This is a genomic window from Sphingopyxis sp. CR5 (assembly GCF_059693785.1).
In genome coordinates this window covers 372,114-393,491 of sequence record NZ_JCATIE010000002.1, presented here as the reverse complement: position 1 = coordinate 393,491, position 21,378 = coordinate 372,114, and the positions used below count along the sequence as shown (strand labels likewise).

Below are 21,378 nucleotides of genomic sequence, written 5' to 3'. Positions count from 1 at the left end.
CGCAAGGCCGCGGGACCCCACCCGCTGCGACTAGCGAACGAGTTCGCAAGTCTCGCTGCCCTCCCCTGAAGGGGAGGGCGTGATTTTGCCCGAACGTCCGCTCCCCGCTCCGCCGCTACCGTGCCCCTAAAGCATATATTTCATCTTGATCGCCTGTTGCACCTCGCCGGTCACCGCGAAACTCGCCGCCTTGAAGCTCGGCGGGCCGGTGGTGATCGCGGGGTTGCGCGAAAAGCCGAAGCCTTCGCGCGGCAGGAACAGCATCTTGTCCATCCGGTTGTTGCCGTTTTCGTCGTGGACGATCGCGATCGCATAGGTTCCGTTCGCGGGGGCGGGGATGGCGAAATTCGCCGCGTCGGCGGCCTTGACCGCCATGCGGACCGATGCCTTGTCCTTGCTGCAATCGGGAAAGGCGCGGGGGCTGGTCGTCAGGCAGACGAGGATCTGTCCCTTGGTGCTGCGCAGCCCGGTGACGCTGACGTCAACGCTCGCCGGCGGTGCGCTCGCGGCGGCGCCCAGCAGCGGCAAAATCGCCAAGCCCAAGATCGGTGCCGCAAAGCCTGTCCCAGACGCGGAAATAGAGGCCATAATTCCCCCGATAGGCGGCATGATGCCGCTCATGATGTGTTGCCGTTATCAGCCAGCGTCCTGCCGGTCCATGAACGAGTGCGCGCGGAAACATCTCCCACCCCATATGATTGCCGACCCCCATGACCGTCATGATCGCCAGCACGAGGCCGAGCACCGCGACGTGGATCGGGATCAGAAAGACCAGCGCCGGGATCACGACCGCGCCGGTCACCGCTTCGATCGGGTGAAAGCTCATCGCCGCCCACGCGGTCGGCGGCCGGCTTTCGTGATGCACGGCATGCGCGATGCGGAAACACGCCGGGCGGTGCATCAGCCGGTGGGTCCAGTAGAACCATGTGTCGTGCAGCAACAGATAGGCGAACAGGCTGACCGGCAGATACCAGAGCGGCCAGGCGCCGACGTCGTCATAGATGCGCGTCCAGCCATGCGCCTGCCACCCCCAGGCGACGATGCCCGCGGGAACGCCGTAGATGGCGGCGCTCGCGAGGCTCCATCCGATTTCGCGCCGCATCTGGCGTTCGAGCCCGCGATAGAGGCCGGGCTGCCGGAGCCGCGTGGCGAAGGCAAAGGCGCCGCTGGTCAGCAGGTAGCGGACCCCGACGATCGCGGTCATCGCAAGCGCCGATAGCGCAATGGCGATCGTCGCGCTCATGCCGGGGGTGTCGCGCTGCCTTCGCCCAGCGCGCGCTGCATGAAGACGGTGTCGAGCCAGCGGCCATGTTTCCAGCCGGTCGCGGCGAGACGGCCGGCGTCGGTAAAGCCGCACGCGGCATGGACCGCGATCGATCCCGGTTCGGCACCGCCGATTACCGCGATCATCGTTCGGAACCCGGCGTCCTCGGCCGCCGCAAGCAGGGCGCGCAGCAGCGCGCGGCCGATCCCGCGCCGCTGGGCGTGCGGGGCGATGTAGATGCTGTCTTCGCACGTCCAGTCATAGGCGGGACGCATCCGGAACTGTCCGGCATAGGCATAGCCCGCAACCCCGGCTTCTTCGTCGCGCGCGACGAGGAAGGGCCAGCCGCGTGCGCGATAGTCTGCGATCATTGCTGCGGTCGCCGCGACGCTGCGCGGTTCGGTGTCGTAGGTCGCGGTCCCGCGCGTGACGTGATGCGCGTAGATGGAGGCGATCGCCTTTGCGTCGTCGACGGTCGCGGCTTCGATGCGGGGTAGGGGGCCGGGCATCGGAAGATTCTGCCGGAAGCGCGGCGGTTTGTCATCTGAAACTCCGCTCGTGCCGGGCGTGTCGAAACGCCGTTCCGCCTCTTTCGTCCGAAGAATCGAACGGTCCTTCGACAAGCTCGGGACGAGCGGCGTGAAAAGGAAGGCAATTGGCTTCCCCGCCGCGTCTTGCTCGGCTAGGCACGGCCGATGACCGACGCCCTCTCTTCGCGCTGCGACATCGCCATCGTCGGCGGTGGCCTGGCCGGCGGGCTCGCCGCGCTGGCGCTCGCGGCGAAGCGGCCCGATCTCGACGTGCGGCTGATCGAACCCGGCCCCGTCGGCGGCAACCATGTCTGGTCCTTCTTCGATGCCGACATCGCGCGCGGCGACCGCTGGCTCGTTGCGCCGCTCGTCCGGCATCACTGGTCCGCCTATGACGTCCGCTTCCCCGCTTACGCCCGGACGCTGCGCATGGGGTATAAAAGCATCACCGGCGAAGCGCTGGCCGATGCGGTCGCGGCGGCGCTGCCCGCGGGGCACCTAGTCGCCGACCGCGCGCTCCACGTCGCGCCCGACCATGTGCTGCTCGCCGCGGGCGGGCGGCTCGATGCGCGCCATGTGATCGATGCGCGCGGGGCGGGCAATCTGTCGGCGCTGACCTGCGGCTGGCAGAAATTCGTCGGACAGGCGCTCAGCGTCAAGGGCGGCCACGGGCTGACCGAACCGGTGGTGATGGACGCCACAGTCGAACAGCTGGACGGCTATCGTTTCGTCTATCTGTTGCCGTTCGATGCCGAGACGATCTTCGTCGAGGACACTTATTACAGCGACGACCCCGATCTCGACGTTCCGGCGATCCGCGATCGCATCCGGGCCTATGCCGCGGCGCAGGGCTGGAAAGTGAAGAAGGCGGCGTCGCGCGAGGAAACCGGCGTCCTGCCCGTGGTGATCGCGGGCGATTTCGACCGATATTGGCCCCCGTCGGACCGGACCGCGCGCATCGGCGTGCGGTCGGGCGCGTTTCACGCGACCACCGGCTATTCCTTGCCCGACGCCGTGCGGACGGCCTGCGCGCTTCCCGGGCTGATCGGTCCCGATCTGCCCGCCCGGTTGCGCGCGCGCGCGGCCGACAGCTGGCGCCGGCAGCGTTTCTATCGCATGTTGTCGGCGATGCTGTTCCGGGCGGCCGATCCGGCGATGCGCTATCGGATTTTCGAGCGATTCTATCGCCTGCGCGCGGGTCTTGTCGCGCGTTTCTATGCCGGACGGTCGCGGGGCGGCGACAAGCTGCGCCTGCTGTCGGGCAAGCCGCCGGTGCCCATCGGCCGCGCGATCGCGGCGCTCCGGAGCTTCGACTGGAAATGACCCGACGCGCCATCGTCATCGGCGCCGGCTTCGGCGGTCTCGCGCTTGCGATACGCCTCCAGTCGGCGGGGGTGAAGACCATCGTCGTCGAGGCGCGCGACAAGCCCGGCGGCCGGGCATATCACTGGAAACAGGACGGCTTCACCTTCGATGCGGGGCCGACGGTGATCACCGACCCGCCGTGCCTCGATGCGCTGTGGGAGCTCAGCGGACAGGACAGGGCCGCCGATGTCGAGCTGGTCCCGGTCGCACCCTTCTATCGCCTCGACTGGCCCGACGGGTCCACCTTCGACTATTCGAACGACGAAGCCGCGCTGCGTGCAGGGATCGAACGGCTGAACCCCGCCGATGTCGCGGGCTACGAACGCTTTCTCGACTATTCCAGGGGCGTGTACGAGGAAGGCTATGTCAAGCTCGGTTCGACGGCCTTCCTCGATTTCGCCTCGATGCTCCGCGCCGCGCCGTCGCTGATGAAATATCGCGCATGGCGCAGCGTCTATTCGGTCGTCTCTTCCTATGTGAAGGACGAACGGCTGCGGCAGGCGCTGTCGTTCCACACCTTGCTCGTCGGTGGCAACCCGATGACGACGAGCGGCATCTATGCGCTGATCCACACGATCGAGAAGGACGGTGGCGTCTGGTTCGCGCGCGGGGGGACCAACGCCCTCGTGAAAGCCATGGTCGCCCTGTTCGAACGGCTCGGCGGTACCCTGCGCCTCGGCGATCCGGCGGTGCGGATCGAAACCGACGGCGACCGCGCGACCGGCGTCGTCACGGCAAGCGGCTGGCGCGGAGAGGCCGACAGCGTCGCGTGCAACAGCGACCTGATGCACAGCTATCGCGACCTGCTGGCGGGGCATCCGCGCGGTCCCGGCGCGGCACGACGCCTTGCGCGCAAGCGGTGGTCGCCATCGCTCTTCGTCGTGCATTTCGGGGTGAAGGGCGACTATCCCGACATCGCGCACCACAGCATCCTCTTTGGCCCGCGCTACAAGGGCCTGCTCGACGACATTTACCGCGGCGGCGTCGTCCCCGACGATTTTTCGCTCTATCTGCACCACCCGAGCGCTACCGATCCCGGCATGGCACCGCCGGGGCATGCCAGCCTCTACGCGCTCGCGCCGGTCGCGCATCTCGGCAAGGCGCAGGCCGACTGGGACGGCGATTTCGGCGCCCGCTTTGCCGACGCGATCCTGGACGAAGTCGAGCGGCGCGTGCTTCCCGGGCTGCGTGCGAACCTCGTCACCCGCTTTCACTATACGCCCGCCGACTTCGGCCGCGACCTTGCGGCGCATCTCGGCAGCGCGTTCAGCCTCGAGCCCGTCCTGTGGCAGAGCGCCTGGTTCCGGGCGCATAATCGCGACGATGTGCTTTCGAACCTTTACTTCGTCGGCGCGGGCACCCATCCCGGCGCCGGTATTCCGGGTGTCGTCGGCAGCGCCAAGGCGACGGCGGACTTGATGTTGGCAAATTGAAGGAGAAGGTGATGGCGTTTTTTCAATACACCAACGGCCGCGTGGAAGTTATGGTACAAGAAGGTGATATGCTTACCAACGAAGAAGCGTCATTGATTGCGCTGATCGGCGTGTCGGACACCCTGGAGGAAATATCAAATCATCTCAGCGGGATATCGTTCGCGCTCAACGATGGCGAATTGAAGGTTCATAGAACTCAATGACAATGAAACGCCTCGCCGTCTATTGCGGGTCCGCGACCCCGGAAGATCCCGTCTATATCGAAACCGCGCGCCTCGTCGGCCGAACGCTCGCCGAACGCGGCATCGGCGTCGTCTATGGCGGCGGCCGGCTGGGCCTGATGGGCGCCGTCGCCGATTCGGCGCTGGCGGCCGGGGGAGAGGTGATCGGCGTGATTCCCGACGCGCTGGTCGGAACCGAGGTCGCGCACCGCGGCTGCACCGAACTCCACGTCGTTTCGGGGATGCACGAGCGCAAGCGGATGTTCACAGACCTGTCCGACGGATTCCTGACCATTCCCGGCGGCGTCGGGACGATGGACGAATTGTGGGAAGCGATCAGCTGGGCGCAGCTCGGCTATCATGCCAAGCCGGTCGGATTGCTCAACGCCGCGGGCTTCTACAACGACCTGATCGCGTTCAACCGGCGGATGATCGAGGTCGGCTTCATCCGGCCCGCCCATGCGGGAATCATGATCGTCGATGCCGGCATCGACGAACTGCTCGACAAGATGGCGGAGTATCAACCGCACGAGCCCATCTTCGCGATGAAGGCCGACGACCTCTGATGCCGGAGCCGGGGGGCTATGACGCGCCGGCCCTTCACGGCTTCGCGCACGACAGCATCGCGCGCGGATCGCGCAGCTTTGCGCTCGCGAGCCAGCTCTTCGACCGGCTGACGCGCGAGCGGGTCTGGCTGCTCTATGCCTGGTGCCGCGCCGCCGACGATCTTGTCGACGGACAGGATCATGGCGGCACGATGGCCGGGGGGCATGATGCCCATGCCGCGCTCGCCCGCATCCGCGCCTTGACCGACCGTGCCTTTGCGGGCGAGCCGACGGGCGAACCCGCATTCGACGCGCTCGGCCTCCTGCTCGCCGACGTCGCGATCCCGCGCGCGGTGATCGACGACATCATCGCCGGTTTCGAACTCGACGCCGACGACTGGCGACCGCGCAGCGAGGCCGACCTGCTGCGCTATTGCTACCACGTCGCGGGGGCGGTCGGGGTGGCGATGGCGCTGGTGATGGGAATCGACCCGGCGGACGAGCGCACGCTCGACCGGGCTTCGGACCTCGGCATAGCCTTCCAGCTCGCCAATATCGCGCGCGACGTGGCAGAGGATGCCGCCGCCGACCGCTGCTATCTTCCGGTCGACTGGCTCGTCGAACTCGACATTCCACCCGGCCAGCACATGCACCCCCGGTATCGCGGGCGGCTCAGCGTGATGGCGGGCTGGCTCGCCGAGATGGCGGAGGAATATGAAGCGTCGGCGCGCTGGGGCGCGCGCAAACTCCGTCCGCGCAGCCGCTGGGCGGTGCTGGCGGCGATGGGAATCTATGGCGACATCGCGCGCGCCGTGCGCCGCCGGGGCGACCATGCGTGGGACCATCGCACCGCGACGTCGATCGTCGCCAAATTGGGGTGGGTCGCGCGCGCCGGCTGGTCGGTTCTGCGCCGCCCGCCGCTACGACGGATCGATCGCGACGGCCTGTGGACGCGCCCGCGCGCCGGACCCCCCGCCGGAATCGCCGGATGAGCCAGCTCGAATGGCTGGCGGCGGCGCTCGTCCTCGTCAACGTCGCGCTCGTCGCGCTGCGCAGCGTCTGGAACTATCCCTTCGCGCTCGTCGCCGTCAGCCTCTATGCGATCGTCTTCTATGACGCGCGGCTGTACAGCGACATGCTGCTTCAGGGCTTCTTCTTCGCGCTCAACCTTTATGGCTGGGCGAACTGGCTGCGCGCCCGCGATGCCGCGGGAATCCCCGTCGGCTGGATGGCCGCGCGCGACCGGCGGGTGTGGGGCGCGCTTACGCTTGCCGCGTGGATAGCGTGGAGCATGGCGATGCACCGCTACACCGATGCCGCGGCGCCGTGGATCGACGGCGCGATCGCGATGATCAGCATCACCGCCCAGTGGTTGCTGGCGCGGCGGCGCGTCGAAAGCTGGTATCTGTGGATCCTGGTCGACTTGATTGCGGTGCCGCTGTTCGCCTGGCGCGGCCTCTATGCGACGAGCGCCGTCTACGTCGTCCTGCTCGGGCTTTCCATCGACGGCTTGCTCCAGTGGCGGCGCGCGGCGGCCGGCCGGCCGGCGGTCGCGGCATGACGCGCCACATCTGCCTGCACGGTGCCGAAAGTACGGGAAAGTCGACCCTTGCCCCGCGCCTTGCCGCGCGGCTTGGCGGTATCGTCGTGCCCGAATATGGCCGGACCTATTGCGAGGATCATGGCACCGACCTTGATGCCGATGACCTTCTCGCGATTTTCGAGGGGCATGTCGCCGCGACCCGCGCGGCCTGCGCGCAAGCGCCTGCCTGGCTGATTTCGGATACCGACCCGCTGATGACACAGGCGTGGGCGGTGATGCTGCTCGGCCGCCGCCTTCCCGAAATCGACGCCTGGGCCGACGTCGCCGACCTCTATCTGGTTCCCGCGATGGACCTGCCGTGGGAAGAGGATGGCACCCGCCTGTTCGGCAGCGACCTTGCCCGGCGTCAGTTCATGGATGTTGCGCTCGGCGAACTCGACCGCCGCAAACTTCCCTGGGCATGGGTCGAAGGCGAAGGGCAGGCCCGGATCGACAATGCGTTCGCGGCGATCGGGGCGGCGGGGCTGCATCGATAGCCGAAGGGGCCCGGCGCGGCATCCGCGCCCGGCCTTACACGATCCATTCGATCCAGGCGCCGTGCGGATGCGAATGGGCAAGCGTGAGTGGCTCCCCGCCACCGGGCCAGTACCGAACGACGAGTTCGTGCCGGTGCAGCGTGCGGTTGGCCTCCAGCGCGATCCACGCGAGCGGGCGGGCCGCGGTGGCGCGCGCGCCCGCTGCTTCCATCGCCGCGGTGACGCGCGCCTGCTGGGCGGCGGGGACATATTGCCACACGATCGAGTGCATCAGCACGCGGGTCGTCCCTGTCGCTTGCGGCTTTGCCAGCTCGGCCTCGACGAAATCGGCCGCGGTCATCCGGACGAGGTCGGGCGGGTCGGCTTCGGCCGCGGCAATCGCGGCCTCCAGGCGGCCGAACCGCACGTGATGCTCGGGCCAGATATAGGCTTTCAGGCGGAGCGCCTGCGCCGGGTCGGCCAGGTCGACGGGTGCGACGTCGCAGCCCCTGGTGCCGGCGAAGCCGATCCGGTGCTGGGGCGGGTGGCGACCGCGCCAATCGGGGGTAAAGCTCATCGCGCCCGGCTGCGGCCCGACCTGCACCCCCGCCAGATCGTAATGGTAGCGATCGAGCATCAGGTTGATCCCGGCGCTCGATCCGATTTCCAGGCATTCGAATTGCGGGGGCAGGCCCTGGTCGGCAAGCCACAGCATCGCGGCGACGAAGTTCGCCGAGCGTCCGGCCTCGTTCGTCTGCGGCGGGCCGTCGAGCCACGGCAGCAGGGCCGCGTCGTGGCGCCGCACCACCCCCGCGACGACGGCGGCGTCGTTGATATCCTCGGCATCGGCATAGATCGGCGCGAGTTCGGGGGCCTCGCCCGAAAGATGCAGTGCGTGGAGCCCTCCGGCGGCCCGCAGCGGCAGCGCATCGGCGAGCGGCGCGCCGTCCCAGGCCGCGATGCGGCGAGCAAATTCGCTTGCCGGTTGTTCGAGAAGCCTCGCCAGCGCGGCGACGATCCGCGCGGTCACGGGCGCCTCGGAGCTGCGGCAATAGGCGACCTGGTTGGCAAAGGCGGTGCCGACCGCCGCCGATCCCGTTTCGGCCATGTCGACAAACTGGTACCGGTCGCTCATTGCCCTTTCTCCTTCTGGCGCTTATGTGCGCCTCGCTTATGCCCGAACCGATCATCTTTGCCATCCCGAAGGGACGCATCCTCGACGAGGCGCTGCCGCTGCTCGCGGCCGCCGGGATCGAGCCTGCGCCGGATTTCTTCGACAAGAAGAGCCGCGCGCTGGTGTTCGGGACGAACCGGCCGCATATTTCGCTGATCCGCGTGCGCGCCTTCGACGTCGCGACGTTCGTCGCGCATGGCGCGGCGCAGCTCGGTATCGTCGGGTCCGACGTCGTCGACGAGTTCGATTATTCGGAGCTGTACGCGCCGGTCGACCTGGGCATCGGCCATTGCCGCCTGTCGCTCGCGGGGCCGGCAGGCAGCGCGCCGCCGGGGCTTGGGGAGAGCCATATCCGCGTGGCCACCAAATATCCCGCGACGACCCGCCGCTGGTTCGAGGGTCAGGGCATCCAGGCCGAGTGCATCAAGCTGAACGGCGCAATGGAGATTGCCCCGAAGCTGGGTCTTGCGTCGCATATCGTCGATCTCGTCTCGACCGGGCGCACGCTGGTCGAGAATGCGCTCGAAGAGCAAAAGATCATCAGCGAGGTGTCGGCGCGGCTGATCGTCAACCGCGCGGCGTTCAAGCTGCGTTCGGCCGAGGTGCCGGCGCTCGTCGAGCGCTTCCGCGAAATCGTGGGGCAGGGCGATGCGGCGGCTTGACGCTTCGGCGCCCGGCTTTGCGGCCGATTTCGACGCGCTGGTGAGCGACCGGCGCGAGAGCGCATCCGACGTCTCGGCCGACGTCGCCGCGATCGTCGCGCGCGTGAAGGCCGAGGGCGACGCAGCGCTCGCCGATTACACCGCCAAGTTCGACCGTTTCGATCTCGACGCGAGCGGCTGGCGCATCTCTGGCGAGGATTGCGCGGCGGCTTATGCGGCGCTAGCGCCCGAACTTCGCGACGCGCTCGACCTCGCCGCGACGCGCATCCGTGCCTATCATGCCGCGCAATTGCCCGAGGACCGCGACTATCGTGACGCGGCGGGTGCGCGGCTCGGGGCGCGCTGGCGGGCGGTCGATGCGGCGGGCGTCTATGTCCCCGGCGGGCGCGCCGCCTATCCCTCGTCGGTGCTGATGAACATCCTGCCCGCGAAGGTTGCCGGGGTCGAGCGCATCGTGATGGTCACCCCGACGCCGGGCGGCGAGGTCAATCCGGTCGTCATGGCGGCGGCACATATCGGCGGGGTCGACGAGATCTGGCGCGTCGGCGGCGCGCAGGCGATCGCCGCGCTCGCCTATGGCACCGACCGGATCGTGCCGGTCGACGTCGTGACCGGCCCCGGCAATGCGTGGGTCGCCGAAGCGAAGCGCCAGCTCTATGGCGTCGTCGGCATCGACATGGTCGCAGGGCCAAGCGAGATCGTCGTCGTTGCGGACAGCAGGAACGAACCGCGCGTCATCGCCGCCGACCTCTTGAGCCAGGCCGAGCACGACCCGACGAGCCAGTCGATCCTGTTCACCGACGACGGCGATTTCGCCGACGCCGTTGCCGCGGCGGTAGAGCATCAGATTCCTAATCTGACGACCAAAGAGACTATGCGGGTAAGTTGGGATACTAACGGGGCGATCATCGTCGTGCCGCGCCTCGCCGATGCGATTCCGCTGTGCGACCGGCTGGCGCCCGAGCATCTCGAACTCGCGGTCGACGCGGCGGAGGCCGATGCGTTGTTCGCCGAGGTCCGCCACGCAGGCTCGGTCTTTCTCGGCCGCCAGACCCCCGAGGCGATCGGCGATTATGTCGCCGGTCCCAACCACGTCCTTCCCACCGGACGCCGCGCGCGCTTTTCGAGCGGGCTGTCGGTCACCGACTTCATGAAGCGCACCAGCTTCCTCGCGCTCGATCGTGCCAGCCTCGCCGCGATCGGACCCGCCGCGGTCGCGCTCGCCGGGGCCGAGGGGCTTCCCGCCCACGCGCTCAGCGTCCAGAACAGATTGCAGAAAACAGACCTTTGACCCCGTTCGTCATTCCGGCGAAGGTCGGAATCCCGCCGGTACCTCCCGATGCGAGGTCGAGATCCCCGGCCTTCGCCGGGATGACGATTTGAGATAAAGCGAAAGCCATGAACAAACGCGCCCAATCCCGTTCCGCCGCCCGCCTTGCCGCCGTGCAGGCGCTCTATCAGCACGAGATGGAGGGCACGCCCGTCGCGCAGCTGATTCACGAGTTCCACCAGCACCGCATCGGCGCGATCATCGAGGACGCCGAATATGCGGAAGCCGACGTTCCCTTCTTCGACGATATCGTGAAGGGTACGCTCGCGCGGCAGGAAGAGCTCGACGCCGCGATCGTCGCGCGGCTCGCGAGCGGCTGGACGATGGACCGGCTCGATCGCACGATGAAGGCGATCCTGCGCGCGGGTGCATACGAACTCCTCGCGCGCGGCGACGTGCCGGTCGGCGCGGTGGTCAGCGAATATGTCGATGTGGCGAAGGCGTTTTTCGACGGGCGCGAGGCGGGGTTTGCGAACGGCCTGCTCGACGCGATCGGCAAGGATGTGCGAAAATAGGGGCTGATCCTCCCTGTCGCGCAGCGATGGGGAGGTGGCAGCGCGCAGCGCTGACGGAGGGGCTGAGCGCGAAGCGCTCGCTTGCGCTCGCCGCCCCTCCACCATGCTGCGCATGGTCCCCCTCCCCATAGCCTGCGGCCACGGGGAGGATCGGCAAACGGAGTTTGGGTTTGAACGAAGCCGATTTCATCGCCCGCTTGCGCGGCATCGCGATCGATCCGGCGGCGCGCGGGCTTGCCGACGATGCGGCGGTGCTCGATGGGCTGGTGCTTACGCACGACATGATCGTGGAGGGCGTTCATTTCCTGCCCGACGAAGCCCCGCAGGATGTCGCTTGGAAGCTCGTCGCCGTGAACCTCTCCGATCTTGCCGCGAAGGGCGCGGCGCCGGTCGGCGTGCTCCTCGGCTACAGTCTGACCGGCGACACCGGCTGGGACGAGGCGTTCGCCGCCGGGCTCGAGGTCGCGCTGCGCCGTTTCGGAGTGCCGCTGCTCGGCGGCGATACGGTGCGCGTACCCGCCGGAGCGCCGCGCAGCTTCGGACTGACCGCGCTCGGCCGCGCGCCCGGCAGCGGCGTGCCCGCGCGCAGCGGCGCACGTCCGGGCGACCAGCTATGGGTCACGGGCACGATCGGAAACGCCGGCGTCGGCCTCGCGATGCGGTTGGGCGAGATCGAGCCGAACGAAACCTGCCTGGCCGCCTATTGCCGTCCGCAGCCGCAGATGACGCTGGGACAGGCGCTGGTGCCGCATGTCCATGCGATGATGGATGTCTCCGACGGCTTGCTGATCGATGCCGAGCGCATGGCGGGGGCGAGCGGGTGCCAGTTCACGCTGATGCTGGAAGCGGTACCGCTCTCCGCCGCGCTGCTCGCGGTGCGCGCCGACGTGCTCGACACGCGGCTCGCGGCCGCGACCGCGGGCGACGACTATCAACTGCTCTTTGCCGCGGACCCGGGCGAGGCGGACACCATCCTGACGATCGCCGAAGGTCTGAACATGGCCGTCACCGCGGTCGGTCATGCCGGGGTCGGCGACGGGCTGGTGCTGATCCACCGCGCGCGCCGCGTCGCGCTGCCCGATCGCCTGGGTTTCACGCATTGATGTTAAAACCGGCGGAATTCCGAAGAAAAACCGGGGTTGCCCTGCGCCGCCATTCTTCCCATAACTCGGCGTCCAAAATTTGGGGCGGTCGCATCAGGGAGAGAGCGAACCGGCAACAATAAGTCGGACGTGCTCGACTGCTACGCTGTGACCCCTCGTCAATGGGGAAGGAACAGACACGCATGAATCCGGTCTTGATCGCGATAGCGTGCGGCCTTTTGGCCGTGCTCTATGGATTCATTACCTCGCGGCAGGTGCTCGGCGCCTCGGCGGGGAATGAAAAAATGCAGGAAATCGCCGCCGCCATCCAGGAAGGCGCACAGGCTTATCTGAAACGTCAATACAGCACGATCGCCATCGTCGGCGTCGTTGTCGCGGTCATCGTCGCCTGGGCGCTCGGCCCGGTTTCGGCGGCCGGTTTCGTCATCGGGTCGATCCTTTCGGGCGTCGCGGGATTCATCGGCATGAATATCTCGGTGCGGTCGAACGTACGCACCGCCGCAGCTGCGCAGAAAGGGCTGCAATCGGGCCTGACGCTGGCGTTTCGCGCCGGCGCGATCACCGGCCTGCTGGTCGCCGGCCTGGCGCTGCTCGCGATCTCGGTTTTCTATTGGGTGCTGACGACGCAGATGGGCAAGACGGTGGGCGGCGACGATCGCACGGTCGTCGACGGGCTCGTCGCGCTGGCGTTCGGCGCCTCGCTGATCTCGATATTCGCGCGTCTCGGCGGCGGCATCTTCACCAAGGCCGCCGACGTCGGCGCCGACCTGGTCGGCAAGGTCGAGGCGGGCATTCCGGAGGACGATCCGCGCAACCCCGCGGTGATCGCCGATAACGTCGGCGACAATGTCGGCGACTGCGCCGGCATGGCCGCCGATTTGTTCGAAACCTATGTCGTCACCGTCGGCGCGACGATGGTGCTGACCGCGCTGCTGCTCAAGGGCGCCGGCGAGATGCTGCCAGGACTGATGGCCTTGCCGCTGCTGATCGGCGGTGTGTGCATCGTCACTTCGATCATCGGCACCTATTTCGTCCGCCTCGGCGGGTCGAACAACGTCATGGGCGCGATGTACAAGGGCTTTCTTGTCTCCGCCGTGCTTGCCGTGCCGGCCATTCTCGCCGCGATCCATTATACGCTCGGCGGTTTTGATACGGTGATCGGCGGCGCGCTCGTCGATGCGGGCGAAGCGACCGCGATCGGCGGGCAAGTGGTCGCGGCCGAAGGCGTTTCCGAAGTCGTCGGCGGTTTCACCGGCATGGACCTCTTCTGGTGTTCGCTGCTCGGGCTCGTCATCACCGGCCTGATCATCTGGATCACCGAATATTACACCGGCACCAACTTCCGCCCGGTGCGCTCGATCGCCAAGGCGTCGGAAACGGGCCACGGGACCAATGTGATCCAGGGCCTTGCCATCAGCCTCGAGGCGACGGCGCTGCCGACGCTGGTGATCGTCGCGGGGATCATCATCGCCTATCAGCTCGCAGGGCTGATCGGTATCGCCTATGGCGCGACCGCGATGCTGGCGCTTGCGGGGATGGTCGTTGCGCTCGATGCCTATGGTCCGGTAACCGACAATGCCGGCGGCATCGCCGAAATGGCCGGACTCGACGACAGTGTGCGCGAAAAGACCGACCTGCTCGACGCGGTGGGCAACACGACGAAGGCGGTGACCAAAGGCTATGCGATCGGTTCGGCGGGGCTCGCAGCGCTGGTGCTGTTTGCCGCGTACACCACCGACCTCAGGGAATTCTTCCCCGACCTGACGGTCAATTTCAGTCTCGAGAACCCCTATGTCATCGTCGGGCTGCTGCTCGGCGCGCTCTTGCCCTATCTCTTCGGGGCGATGGGCATGACCGCGGTCGGCCGCGCGGCGGGCGATGTGGTCAAGGACGTGCGCGAGCAGTTCGCGAACGACCCCGGCATCATGGCGGGCACGTCGAAGCCCCAATATGCGCGCACGGTCGACCTTGTCACCAAGGCGGCGATCAAGGAAATGATCGTCCCCTCGCTGCTGCCGGTGCTCGCGCCGATCGTCGTCTATTTCGTGATCTCGGCGGTTGCGGGTCAGGAGAACGGCTTTGCCGCGCTCGGCGCCCTGCTGCTCGGCGTGATCGTCGGCGGCTTGTTCGTCGCGCTCTCGATGACGTCGGGCGGCGGCGCGTGGGACAATGCCAAAAAATATATCGAGGACGGCAATCACGGCGGCAAGGGCAGCGAAGCCCACAAGGCGGCCGTGACGGGCGACACCGTCGGCGATCCTTACAAGGATACCGCGGGTCCGGCCGTCAACCCGATGATCAAGATCACCAACATCGTCGCATTGCTGCTGCTCGCGGCGCTGGCGGGACACGCCGTCGGCTGACCCCGCCCTCGGGTGGCAACGAAGCCCCGCCGGAGCGATCCGGCGGGGCTTTTCGTGTGTGGAGGATGCACGGTCGCGATGAACGCCGGACGACCGGCCGGTTCACGCGAAAGTAAGCCTTTGCTGCTAGACGTGATCGCCGTCACTGCGCAGATGGTCGGGGCGTGCCATGGCCAGTGTAACCGGGATGCGATGTGTCCCGAATGACAGGCTATGAACGAAAGAGGCTATCATGCTCGCCATGCTCCGCTCCGACTGGCTCCCGACCATGCTCACCGGCTTTGCCATCGGCACGCTGTTCGTCGTGCTGAGGGCGCAGGACATTCCGCTGCCGCTGTGAGGCTGCGCCGCGGCCTTGCCGCCTTGCTTGGCGCCGCCGCCCTTGCCGGCTGCGCACCCGCGGCGCAGGCCGAAAGCGTCGTCAAGCTGCCCGCGGCGGCGGTCGACCCCGCGGTGAAATCCGGCCGCGCGACCGCCATCCTGGCCGGCGGCTGTTTCTGGGGCGTCGAAGGCGTTTTTTCCAACGTGAAAGGCGTGATCGCGGTCGAATCGGGCTATCACGGCGGAAGCAAGGCGACCGCCAGCTACGATCGCACCTCGACCGGCACGACCGGCCATGCCGAATCGGTCCGCATCACCTATGATCCCCGCGTCGTCAGCTATGGCGACCTGCTGCGCATCCTGTTCTCGGTTGTGGCCGACCCGACCCTGAAGAACCGGCAGGGCCCCGACAGCGGGACCCAATATCGGGCGGCGATCGTCCCGCTCGACGCGGTGCAGCGCCGGGTCGCGACCGCCTATCTCGCGCAGATCGGCAAGGGCAGCTATTTCGCCCGGCCGATCGTCGCGCGCGTCGAGGGGTACAAGGGATTTTACCCCGCCGAAGCCTATCACCAGGACTTCATGCAGCGGCATCCCGGCCACGCCTATATCGTTCGCTGGGACGCGCCGAAGCTCGCGGCCTTCAAGCGGCTCTATCCCGCCATGGTCCGCGCGACGCCCGCGCCATAAGGCGCCGGTTCCGCTGCTCGTCGCGCGGGCAGAATCGTTCGTCGCAAATCGCTGGCCCGCACGCCTGCCGTGCGGGACGACGGGCCCCGACCGACAAGGTCGGGGAGACGAGACGACTGCGTTCGGGGTTGTGATGACGATTGATGTTTCGGGCAGGCGACTGCTCGCCGTGACGACAAGTGCGCTGATGCTGGCCGGGTGCGTCGGCAGCAGCATGATTCCGCCCGCGCCGCAGGCGGGGACGGCGCCGCGCGCGGCGGCGCGCCCGGCAACGGTGCCGATCGGCACCCCGGTTCGCACCGTTCCGCCGCCGGCCCCGGCGAATGTCGTCGATCCGGGTTTCCAGCGCCCGCCGGCGGGGCTTGAGGCGCGCATCCACAGCCTGTGGCAAAGCTTTCCCGGCAAGACCGGCATCGCCGTCCAGCGGATCGACGGCGACTGGGCCTTTTCGGAGCGCGGCGACCAGCTATTTCCCCAGCAAAGCGTGTCGAAACTGTGGGTGACGCTGACGGTGCTCGACGCGATCGACCGCGGCGAGTTGAGCTTTGACCGCAAGGTGGAGATCGGACCCGAGGATCTGACGCTGTTCCACCAGCCGCTCGCGGCGCGGGTGCGCAGCCAGGGTGCGGTGACGATGACGGTGCGCGACCTTATCGAAACCGCGATCACGCACAGCGACAACACCGCCAACGACAGCCTGCTGCGCACCGTCGGCGGACCGGAGGCCGTGCGCAGCTTCATCGCGCGCAAGGATCTGGGATCGATCCGTTTCGGACCGGGCGAGCGGCTGTTGCAGAGCGGTACCGCGGGACTGAAGTGGCAGCAGGCCTATTCCTCGGGCTATGCCTTTCAAAAGGCGCGCGCCGAACTGCCCGACTGGGTCCGGCAAAAGGCGATGGATTCCTACCTTGCCGATCCGCCCGATGGCGCGAGCCCCGCGGCGATCGCCCGCGCGCTGACGCGGCTGGCGCGCGGCGAATTGCTCTCGGCCGAATCGACCAAATATGTGCTCGGCGTGATGAGCCGGACCCACAGCGGGCCAAAACGGCTGAAGGCCGGGCTGCCCGGGGGCTGGGCGTTCATGCACAAGACCGGTACCGGACAGGATTACAAGGGCATGACCGCGGGCTATAACGACATCGGCATTGCGACCGCTCCCGACGGCACGCGCTATGCCATCGTCGTATTGCTGGGCACCACCACATCGACCATCCCGAAACGCATGGCGCTGATGCAGGCGGTTTCGGGCGCGGTCGCCGAATTCCACGGACGATAGGATCGCGATATGCAGCGCGCGGCGCTCTTGCTCTTTCTGGTGCCGCTGGCGCTTGCCGGCTGCGCGACCCCGGAGACGCGGCTGCGCAACGGCCTGGCGGAGGCGGGCCTGTCCGATGCGATGGCGTCGTGCATGGCCGAACGGATGGTCGACCGGCTTTCGCTGGTGCAGCTTCGCCGCATCGCCTCGCTCGGCAGCTTGAAGGATCGGCGGATCGCCGATCTGACGCTGACGCAGTTCCTGCACAAGGTTCGCGCGTTGAAGGACCCTGAAATCCTGGCGGTTTCGACGAGTTCGGCGGCGGTCTGCGCGCTGCATTAGGGGCGTCAGTCGCCGCGATGCCTGATCCAGCTGAAGGCCATCGCATTGAAGATGGTATAGAGGCCATAGAGCATCAGGCCGGTGAACCAGTTTTTCGTGGCGATCGCCATCGCGCCGACGAGGAGCAGATATTCGAAGACATAGGTGATGTGCGGCCCGACCCGTTCGGCCAGCGGCCTGACCATCTGCTGTACCAGCGGGTCGTCGCTCTCCATGAAAGCCCGGTGCATCGCGAAATTGCCGACTCCAGCGCAAAAAATGGCAAAAAGGGCGATCAGCATAGGTTTGCACATGGGGGGTTAAGGGTGGAAATGCCAGTGGCTTTGCGCCTATGACCGGTGCCGGGGGGAGGCGAAGCCCCTCTATCCGATCGAAAATCCTCACCTCCTCCCCGGCGAAGGACCCGTTCGATGAATAAATTTGTGCGCCTGTCGGCTCTCACGCTCCCTCTCGTGGCGGGGGCCTCGCCCCTGTGGGCGCAGGGCGCGGCGCCGACCGTGTCGCCGATGCTGATCCCGGCGGTCGTCCCGTCGCTGGTTCCCGAAATCGTTCCCCGGCCGCTTCCCAACCCCGTCCGCGCGATGATCGCGGCGGCGCTCGAGGGCGGCAAGAAGAGCGAGGTCGAAACGGTGGTATCGCTCGCCAAGGCGACCAATCCGCGCTCGATCGGCGACATCGATGCGATGCTTGCCGCCGACGAAGCAAAACGGAACGGCGGGTTACAGGCCGATCCCGACCCGGTCCGCGATATGCTGGCCGCCGCGATGGTGAGCAAGAAGGACGGCGATGTCGAGGCGGTGGGCAAGCTCGCAAAGAAGGCGACCCCCGACAAGAGCGCCGAGATCGACGCGCTGCTGACCGACTATCGCCAGAAGCGCGCCGCGGAAAAGCGCGCCGCCGCCGCCGCCGAGCGCGAACGGCTTGCCCGCGCGAAATTCTGGGAGAATTGGAAGGGCGAGGGACAGATCGGCGCGTCGCAGGCGACCGGGAACACCGACTCGGTCGGGCTCAGCCTGGGGGTCGCGCTGACGCGCAAGGGGCTCAACTGGAACAACCGGGTGATGGCGCAGGCCGATTACCAGCGCACCAACGGCAAGACGACCACCGAGAAATTCATCGGCGAATATGAACCGCAATACCGGCTCAACGACCGCACCTTCGTCTATGGTCTCGGCCGCTGGGAGCGCGACCGGATGCAGGGTTTCGATGCGCGCTGGAATCTGTCGGGCGGGCTCGGCTACAAGGTGATCGACGGCAAGGCGATGACGCTGAACCTGAAGGCCGGACCGGCCTGGCGCCGGACGAACTTCGTCGTCGAACCCGACGACAGCGAACTGACCGGACTGGCGGGCGTCGACTTTGGCTGGCAATTGTCGCCGGCGCTGAAGCTGACGTCGACCGCATCGACGATCGTCGGCGAAACGACGACGTCGACCAGCTCGCTGACCGCGCTCAATGCCAAGCTGTCGGGCGCGCTCACCGCCCGCATCGCCTATCTGGCGGCCTATGACACGCACCCGGCGCCGGGGGTCGAAAAGCTCGACACGCTGACGCGCTTCACCCTCGTCTATGGCTTTTAGTCGAAGACGTCGGCGCCGCCGATCTCCTGTCCTTCGGCGAGCAGGCCGGCGCCGGGGACGTGGTTGAATTCGATGCGGATGCCGTCGGGATCCTCGAACAGGATCGAATAATAGCCGGGCGCCCACGGCTCCTCCTGCGGTCCGTGGACGAAGGCGATGTCGCCCCGATCCTTCAAAAAGGCATAGAGGCGATCGACCGCGTCGCGATCGCGCATCCGGAAGCAGGCATGGTGCAATCCCGGCGCGCCCTGGTCGAAGCGTTTGCCGGCGTTGTCCGGACTGCCGGTGCGGATGCCGATCGCCGTGCGCCCACCGACGCCGTAAAGCATTGCATCGCTGTCGAGCACCAGCTTGAGCCCGAGGTAGCGGATGACGTCGCGCCAGAAGGTCGTCGAACGCCGAAAATCGCCGGCGGTCAGGATGACGTGCGCGACGCCGTTCAAGTCCGACATGGGCGTTTCCTCCTTCTGGTGCGTCATTCCTGCCCGATCGCCGGACGCGCGTCGAGTTCGTGCTTCAGGAAGGCCAGGATGCGGTCGCCGTCCCCGCTCTGGTCAGGGGTCAGGCGAAAGACGAGAGCGCCGATCGCCATCATCAGGATCGGGATACCGGCGAACGCCATGCCGAACATCAACATGTTCGGCACCGCCGCCGCGACGGCGATGCCGACGACGACGAAGACCGACAGGAAACCGAACCAGAGAAGCGGGAAATATTTGGCCATCGCCGGTGCGCCCACTGCGCCGGTGATCCTGGTGCCGCCGCGACAGGCCGTCATGTCGGCGGTCAGCACCGGCGACAGGCTGCTGCGGAAGTTTCGCCGGACGTACCGCAGCATCATCTTATACTGCGTGCCGCCGCCATAGACGCGGGCCTTCGCGTCCGTCATCGGGTCGTCCATGATCGCCTTGAGCTTGCGGGCGATCGCCTCGGGCGGAAGCGGGGAGTAAAGGTCCACCGGTTGCTTCATCGATAACGCCTTGTCCTTTCGCGCGTCATCCCGCCTCGGACATTCCGGACCGCGCGGGTAACAGAAGGAGTCGCACAGCGACGTCGCCGGATATCACGCCCTTTCCAGCAGCCCCTCGTCCTTGATCCGCTTTTGCCAGATTTTCGGCGCGTTGACGTGGACATTCTGGCCTTCGCTGTCGACCGCGACGGTGACGGGGAAATCCTTGACCTCGAATTCGTAGATCGCTTCCATGCCGAGGTCGGCGAAGCCGACGACCTTGCTGCCCTTGATCGCGCGCGCGACGAGATAGGCGGCGCCCCCGACCGCCATCAGATAGGCGCTCTTGTGCTTGGCGATCGCCTGCGTCGCGGCGGGGCCGCGTTCGGCCTTGCCGACACAGGCGAGCAGGCCCTGTTCGAGCATCATGTCCATGAACTTGTCCATGCGCGTCGCGGTGGTGGGGCCGGCGGGACCGACGATTTCCTCGCCGACCGGGTCGACCGGACCGACATAGTAGATCACCCGGCCCTTGAACTCGACCGGCAGTTCTTCACCCTTGGCGAGCATGTCGGCGATGCGCTTGTGCGCGGCGTCGCGGCCGGTGAGCATCTTGCCATTGAGGAGGATACGGTCGCCCTGTTTCCAGCTCGCGACGACCTCGGGCGTCAACGTGTCGAGGTCGACGCGCTTCGCGGCGCTGTCGGGCGCCCAGTCGATCTGCGGATAGTCGGCGAGCACCGGCGGCTCTAGGAAGGCGGGGCCGCTGCCGTCGAGCGTGACATGCGCGTGGCGCGTCGCGGCGCAATTGGGGATCATCGCGACGGGTTTCGACGCGGCGTGGGTCGGCCAGTCCTTGATCTTGATGTCGAGCACGGTGGCGAGGCCGCCGAGCCCCTGCGCCCCGATGCCGAGCGCGTTGACCTTTTCATACAGCTCGATGCGCAGCTCCTCGAGCGGCGAGGCCGGGCCGCGCGCCAGCAGTTCGGTCATGTCGATCGGATCCATCAGCGATTGCTTGGCGAGCAGCATCGCCTTTTCGGCGGTGCCGCCGATACCGATGCCCAGCATTCCCGGCGGGCACCAGCCGGCGCCCATCTGCGGCACCATGTCGAGGACCCAGTCGACGATCGAGTCCGACGGATTGAGCATCTTGAACTTCGACTTGTTTTCGCTGCCGCCGCCCTTGGCCGCGACGTCGATATGCACCTTGTCGCCGGGCACCATCTCGACGTTGAGTACCGACGGGGTGTTGTCCTTTGTGTTGACGCGGCTGAACGCCGGGTCGGCGAGGATCGAGGCGCGCAGCTTGTTGTCGGGGTGCAGATAGGCCTTGCGCACGCCTTCATCGACGACCTGTTGCAGGCTGCGCGGACTGTCGAGGCGGCAGTCCATGCCCCATTTGACGAAGACGGTGACGATGCCCGTGTCCTGGCAGATCGGGCGGTGCCCCTCGGCGCATAGGCGGCTGTTCGACAGGATTTGCGCCATCGCGTCCTTCGCGGCGGGCGACACTTCGCGCTCATACGCTGCGCCGAGCGCGCGGATATAGTCCATCGGGTGAAAATAGCTGATGTACTGGAGCGCGTCGGCGACCGTTTCGATCAGGTCGTCCTCGCGAATGATGACGGTGTTCATATGCAGCCCTCTTGCCCGTGTTTCGGATTCGGGGCTTCCC

The 21,378-nt window shown here is 67.1% G+C and carries 24 protein-coding genes; 16 read left to right on the top strand and 8 right to left on the bottom strand.

What is annotated here, in order from left to right:
- Positions 1-126: 126 nt before the first annotated feature.
- The 3 genes from AC58D2_RS04695 to AC58D2_RS04685 are packed head-to-tail and all read right to left on the bottom strand — an operon-like array spanning position 127 to position 1,773.
- Positions 127-537, bottom strand: a complete 411-nt coding sequence (locus AC58D2_RS04695) for a DUF2141 domain-containing protein (RefSeq protein WP_497387813.1) — start codon at positions 535-537, stop codon at positions 127-129.
- Entirely contained in the window at positions 482-1,243 is a 762-nt protein-coding gene (locus tag AC58D2_RS04690; RefSeq protein WP_497387811.1) for a sterol desaturase family protein, read from the bottom strand. The genes AC58D2_RS04695 and AC58D2_RS04690 overlap by 56 nt, the downstream gene beginning before the upstream one ends.
- A complete protein-coding gene (locus tag AC58D2_RS04685) occupies positions 1,240-1,773 on the bottom strand; it encodes a GNAT family N-acetyltransferase (protein ID WP_497387809.1) in 534 nt (177 codons plus the stop codon). Before AC58D2_RS04685 ends, AC58D2_RS04690 begins: the two co-directional genes overlap by 4 nt.
- Before the next feature lie 186 nt (positions 1,774-1,959).
- Between AC58D2_RS04685 and crtY the strand changes: the two genes are divergently transcribed.
- From crtY to AC58D2_RS04650, 7 genes are read left to right on the top strand one after another with little or no spacing between them, the layout of a single operon-like run.
- The gene (crtY, locus tag AC58D2_RS04680) at positions 1,960-3,117 is read left to right on the top strand and encodes a lycopene beta-cyclase CrtY (protein ID WP_497387807.1); all 1,158 of its coding nucleotides are present in this window, start codon (positions 1,960-1,962) and stop codon (positions 3,115-3,117) included.
- Positions 3,114-4,592: a phytoene desaturase gene (locus AC58D2_RS04675; protein WP_497387805.1), complete on the top strand. Its 1,479-nt coding sequence runs from the start codon at positions 3,114-3,116 to the stop codon at positions 4,590-4,592. Before crtY ends, AC58D2_RS04675 begins: the two co-directional genes overlap by 4 nt.
- Positions 4,593-4,603: 11 nt before the next feature.
- Complete coding sequence (locus tag AC58D2_RS04670) at positions 4,604-4,795, top strand: hypothetical protein (protein ID WP_497387803.1); 192 nt, start codon at positions 4,604-4,606, stop codon at positions 4,793-4,795.
- 2 nt (positions 4,796-4,797) lie between these two features.
- Positions 4,798-5,379 (top strand): LOG family protein, encoded by a 582-nt coding sequence (locus tag AC58D2_RS04665; protein WP_497387801.1) that lies wholly within the window; start codon positions 4,798-4,800, stop codon positions 5,377-5,379.
- Positions 5,379-6,350, top strand: a complete 972-nt coding sequence (locus AC58D2_RS04660; RefSeq protein ID WP_497387799.1) for a phytoene/squalene synthase family protein — start codon at positions 5,379-5,381, stop codon at positions 6,348-6,350. The genes AC58D2_RS04665 and AC58D2_RS04660 overlap by 1 nt, the downstream gene beginning before the upstream one ends.
- Entirely contained in the window at positions 6,347-6,919 is a 573-nt protein-coding gene (pnuC, locus tag AC58D2_RS04655) for a nicotinamide riboside transporter PnuC (RefSeq protein WP_497387797.1), read from the top strand. The genes AC58D2_RS04660 and pnuC overlap by 4 nt, the downstream gene beginning before the upstream one ends.
- The gene (locus AC58D2_RS04650; RefSeq protein ID WP_497387795.1) at positions 6,916-7,437 is read left to right on the top strand and encodes an AAA family ATPase; all 522 of its coding nucleotides are present in this window, start codon (positions 6,916-6,918) and stop codon (positions 7,435-7,437) included. The genes pnuC and AC58D2_RS04650 overlap by 4 nt, the downstream gene beginning before the upstream one ends.
- Positions 7,438-7,471: 34 nt before the next feature.
- On the opposite strand, the gene AC58D2_RS04645 is transcribed toward AC58D2_RS04650, so the two are convergent.
- Complete coding sequence (locus AC58D2_RS04645) at positions 7,472-8,551, bottom strand: DUF2332 domain-containing protein (protein ID WP_497387793.1); 1,080 nt, start codon at positions 8,549-8,551, stop codon at positions 7,472-7,474.
- Positions 8,552-8,589: 38 nt separating this feature from the next.
- On the opposite strand from AC58D2_RS04645, the gene hisG reads away from it, so the two are divergent.
- The 8 genes from hisG (at position 8,590) to AC58D2_RS04605 (ending at position 17,171) form a co-directional block, all read left to right on the top strand.
- Positions 8,590-9,252, top strand: coding sequence for an ATP phosphoribosyltransferase (hisG, locus tag AC58D2_RS04640; RefSeq protein WP_497387882.1), 663 nt, complete (start codon positions 8,590-8,592; stop codon positions 9,250-9,252).
- Positions 9,239-10,543: a histidinol dehydrogenase gene (gene hisD, locus AC58D2_RS04635; RefSeq protein WP_497387791.1), complete on the top strand. Its 1,305-nt coding sequence runs from the start codon at positions 9,239-9,241 to the stop codon at positions 10,541-10,543. Before hisG ends, hisD begins: the two co-directional genes overlap by 14 nt.
- Before the next feature lie 107 nt (positions 10,544-10,650).
- Positions 10,651-11,097: a transcription antitermination factor NusB gene (gene nusB, locus AC58D2_RS04630; protein ID WP_497387789.1), complete on the top strand. Its 447-nt coding sequence runs from the start codon at positions 10,651-10,653 to the stop codon at positions 11,095-11,097.
- Between the two features lie 170 nt (positions 11,098-11,267).
- Entirely contained in the window at positions 11,268-12,200 is a 933-nt protein-coding gene (gene thiL / locus AC58D2_RS04625) for a thiamine-phosphate kinase (protein ID WP_497387787.1), read from the top strand.
- A gap of 182 nt (positions 12,201-12,382) precedes the next feature.
- Positions 12,383-14,563, top strand: a complete 2,181-nt coding sequence (locus AC58D2_RS04620) for a sodium-translocating pyrophosphatase (RefSeq protein WP_497387785.1) — start codon at positions 12,383-12,385, stop codon at positions 14,561-14,563.
- A 342-nt stretch (positions 14,564-14,905) separates the two neighbouring features.
- Positions 14,906-15,574, top strand: a complete 669-nt coding sequence (msrA, locus tag AC58D2_RS04615) for a peptide-methionine (S)-S-oxide reductase MsrA (RefSeq protein ID WP_497387880.1) — start codon at positions 14,906-14,908, stop codon at positions 15,572-15,574.
- A gap of 133 nt (positions 15,575-15,707) precedes the next feature.
- On the top strand, positions 15,708-16,850 hold the full coding sequence (locus tag AC58D2_RS04610; RefSeq protein WP_497387783.1) for a serine hydrolase: 1,143 nt from the start codon (positions 15,708-15,710) through the stop codon (positions 16,848-16,850).
- Positions 16,851-16,859: 9 nt separating this feature from the next.
- On the top strand, positions 16,860-17,171 hold the full coding sequence (locus AC58D2_RS04605) for a hypothetical protein (RefSeq protein ID WP_497387782.1): 312 nt from the start codon (positions 16,860-16,862) through the stop codon (positions 17,169-17,171).
- Positions 17,172-17,176: 5 nt separating this feature from the next.
- Here the strand turns inward: AC58D2_RS04605 and AC58D2_RS04600 are convergent, their stop codons facing one another.
- The gene (locus AC58D2_RS04600) at positions 17,177-17,401 is read right to left on the bottom strand and encodes a hypothetical protein (RefSeq protein WP_497387780.1); all 225 of its coding nucleotides are present in this window, start codon (positions 17,399-17,401) and stop codon (positions 17,177-17,179) included.
- 180 nt (positions 17,402-17,581) lie between these two features.
- On the opposite strand from AC58D2_RS04600, the gene AC58D2_RS04595 reads away from it, so the two are divergent.
- Complete coding sequence (locus AC58D2_RS04595) at positions 17,582-18,751, top strand: DUF481 domain-containing protein (RefSeq protein ID WP_497387778.1); 1,170 nt, start codon at positions 17,582-17,584, stop codon at positions 18,749-18,751.
- Here AC58D2_RS04595 and AC58D2_RS04590 read toward each other — a convergent pair.
- The 3 genes from AC58D2_RS04590 to AC58D2_RS04580 form a co-directional block, all read right to left on the bottom strand.
- Positions 18,748-19,203: a VOC family protein gene (locus tag AC58D2_RS04590; RefSeq protein ID WP_497387776.1), complete on the bottom strand. Its 456-nt coding sequence runs from the start codon at positions 19,201-19,203 to the stop codon at positions 18,748-18,750. The genes AC58D2_RS04595 and AC58D2_RS04590 overlap by 4 nt on opposite strands.
- A 23-nt stretch (positions 19,204-19,226) precedes the next feature.
- A complete protein-coding gene (locus tag AC58D2_RS04585) occupies positions 19,227-19,721 on the bottom strand; it encodes a hypothetical protein (protein WP_497387774.1) in 495 nt (164 codons plus the stop codon).
- A gap of 93 nt (positions 19,722-19,814) precedes the next feature.
- On the bottom strand, positions 19,815-21,338 hold the full coding sequence (locus tag AC58D2_RS04580; protein WP_497387772.1) for a fumarate hydratase: 1,524 nt from the start codon (positions 21,336-21,338) through the stop codon (positions 19,815-19,817).
- Positions 21,339-21,378: the final 40 nt, after the last annotated feature.